The following is a 2,631-nucleotide window of genomic DNA, read 5'->3' as shown; positions in this document are numbered from 1 at the left end:
TTGTTCATGGCCACCGCAAAGCCCATCGAGGAAAGCTTGTCCGGATCGGACTTGGCATCTTCGTAAGCCTTGAGACCCGCCACGACGTTCGACTTTACCATCTGCAGCAGGGTGGAGACTTCGGCGAGCCGCAGCGCACCGGGGGGCGGAACACCAGGAGATTTACGGGCGGCGGCGCGCACGAAAGCCTGCGCGCGGGAAACGGCGTCAACCGCGATGCCATACCACACACCACTCCACAGCAGATGCGAGGAGGCAAGCATCGACTGTGCAGCGATTTCCGCAAAAGGCTTGGGCAAGATCTGTGCGGCCGGCGCTTGCCCCTTGAAGAGGAAGCCGTCGGAGCAGGTGCCGCGCATGCCGAGCGTGTTCCAGGCATGCGTTTTCTCGAGCGTGTACTGGTCCTTGAGGAAGGCCGTCAGCAACTGATCGGAGGAGGCTGCCTGCGGGTGGGCACGCGAGGTGATGAGGATGGCATCGGCATGCGAGCCGTAGGAAATGACGGTTGCATTCTTTTCGAGGCGACAGGTATCGCCGTCGACTTCCACCGCGCAAATGCTGTTGCGCAGGTTTCCGCCGATTCCGCCCTCAGTGGTGGCGGACGCGATCAGCAATTGATCGGCAGCGATGCGACGCATGAAGCCGCAGTGCCATTCGCTGTCGGCGCCGTGTTCGACGAGGCTCGACAGCTTGATGTGGTGCATGGCGAAGACCATGGCGCTTGCCGCACATGCTTGGCCGAGCATCGAACACAATTCGGCGATCTCGGTGATCGAGGCCGATTCACCGCCGAGACGGCGCGGCACCTGGATGCCGAGCAGCCTTTCGGCCTTCATCGCATCCACGGCTTCCCGGGGAAAGCGGCCATCGAGATCGACGGCATCCGCGTGTTTGGCCGCGACTTCGGCAACGCGGGCGACCCTTGCGACAAGACCGTCCTGCATGATCTTGACGGAGAAATTCATCAGGCGTCCTCCCTGCTGTCCCGGATGAGATCGACGGTCCTGGCGATGGCCGAGATGCTCGCGAAGGATTTGCGGTTCAGGAGATTGTCGGGAAATTCGATGTCGAAGGCCTCTTCGATGCCAAGCATCAGCTGCACGGAAGCAAAGGACGTCAAACCTGCCGCATAAAGATCGGCATCGTCGCCAACCTGGTCGATCGCTACCGGAAGCTTGCCGAATTTGGCTACGAGGTCGCGGATTGTCTTTTTCATCTCATAACTCCAAGATTCTCAGATCTCGAACCGGCGTTCATCGGCAATCTTTCGCCAGCGACGCAACGTTCGTATTTGTATGCAGTGACGAAGTTCTCGCGCCAACTGCCGTCAATCACTTTTGGCAGAACGTCCTCGAGTGAGTTCGAATCTTCGATAAAGGCGATGCTACCGTCTCGGTCGACAATGAACGCCTGTGGAACATGGAAAGTCAGGCTGGCATCCAGCCAATGCTTAGCCATTTCGCCTGAGTGGTCGAACGCGATCCGTATGTTCGTATTCGGGAGCCATTTGGTTACCCATGCGTCCACCTGAGCTCTGGCCTCGTCAGCCGTTGTAGCTTCCTCATTTGCTGCGACCCCGATGACCTCAACTCCCATGTCGCTGAATTCCTCCTGCAGCTGCGCCGCGTCGGACAGCGCCGGCCCGCAACCACTGCAGGTAGTCGAAAAGAACTCAAGGATGTATATCTTGCCGGGCTGGAAGTTGGAAAGCGGATCGCCGCGCAGCCAGTGCTGCACGTTGATTGACGGAGCTCGAGAGTCTATGCCTAAACCAGAGGTCATTTTTATTCTCCACCAGCGTTTTATCCGGCGCTTCGTGCGCCAGGAATGAGCGTGTTAAGGATCAGCTCGAGTTGCTTCGATTTCGAAACGCGGCGCATGTTCCATCTGTTGGACAATACACGCTTGTGATCTGGTCTTCTGAAATGGCTTCTGCGGGTGCGGGCCATTGCGATAGTGTCCTTCTTTTGAGGGCGTGGAGATGTCCCCGCGTGACATCACCGAGCCTTGATGCAGATGGAGGTCATTAAAGAGTTCCCATTAGTCTTGAACACCGATTATGCTTCTCCGCGTTAGACGCCGTAGGGTTGTGCAAGCGACGCCTGTAAGTCAGGTGCCGGGGGTTTAGCCTCTTTGCAATTCCGGGTCCCACCTGGGCCGGGTCACCATCAATTGTCTGCTTTCCGGTAAAGACGATATAAGGCGCCTGAATGTCCGGCACTCGTTTGATACAGGCCACGGTGTGCATAGTCGTTTGATCTCCCAAAGTCGGATTAGGTCTGTAGCGACCCGGCTTACTCTGAGCATTACTCGTGCCAGTCAGGTTGCGCCGGTAAGCCTCCGGGATTGGTTTTGTAGGGCTGCCGACATGTCGTGTCGCAATCCGCCCGCGATTACTGCATTGGAGAGGCGGTCCGATAGGCTTCAATCGGATAAGTCATGAAGGCTGCGCTACGAGCGGGGAGATTTGAACAATCCCCCATGTCGGCGGCCGGCGTTGTCACGTTGTTTGAATGTGGCCACGTGAGGGGCGTTCGTGCACGGATGTGGAACTGAACGGATGGGGATCTTTGAAACGGCTGACTATGGCGTGGCTGCCTTGCGGCGGACGGCTTTCGGGCGTGCGCAAGC

General features: G+C 58.0%; 3 protein-coding genes and 1 pseudogene. All 4 read right to left on the bottom strand.

Features of this window, described 5'->3' with window-relative positions; genetic code table 11:
* Positions 1 to 965 (bottom strand): acyl-CoA dehydrogenase family protein (locus tag A3C3_RS0137170; RefSeq protein ID WP_022719505.1); only part of this gene is annotated, 965 nt, incomplete at its 3' end.
* A complete protein-coding gene (locus A3C3_RS0137165) occupies positions 965 to 1,216 on the bottom strand; it encodes an acyl carrier protein (RefSeq protein WP_022719504.1) in 252 nt (83 codons plus the stop codon). The genes A3C3_RS0137170 and A3C3_RS0137165, both read right to left, overlap by 1 nt.
* A complete protein-coding gene (locus A3C3_RS40950) occupies positions 1,213 to 1,782 on the bottom strand; it encodes a peroxiredoxin family protein (RefSeq protein ID WP_022719503.1) in 570 nt (189 codons plus the stop codon). The genes A3C3_RS0137165 and A3C3_RS40950 overlap by 4 nt, the downstream gene beginning before the upstream one ends.
* 322 nt (positions 1,783 to 2,104) lie before the next feature.
* Positions 2,105 to 2,203 (bottom strand): annotated as a pseudogene (locus A3C3_RS47810) (nitrogen fixation protein FixA); the annotation flags it as partial.
* Positions 2,204 to 2,631: the final 428 nt, after the last annotated feature.

The sequence above is a fragment of the Rhizobium mongolense USDA 1844 genome (assembly GCF_000419765.1).
In the GTDB taxonomy this organism is placed as follows: domain Bacteria; phylum Pseudomonadota; class Alphaproteobacteria; order Rhizobiales; family Rhizobiaceae; genus Rhizobium; species Rhizobium mongolense.
The sequence above is the reverse complement of the archived record's forward strand: the minus strand, read 5'-3'. Positions and strand labels throughout refer to the sequence as shown.

Bases quoted from the DNA above. Each gene is read 5' to 3' on its own strand.
- A3C3_RS40950 (WP_022719503.1), bottom strand. From the start codon at position 1,782: ATGACCTCTGGTTTAGGCATAGACTCTCGAGCTCCGTCAATCAACGTG.
- A3C3_RS0137165 (WP_022719504.1), bottom strand. From the start codon at position 1,216: ATGAAAAAGACAATCCGCGACCTCGTAGCCAAATTCGGCAAGCTTCCG.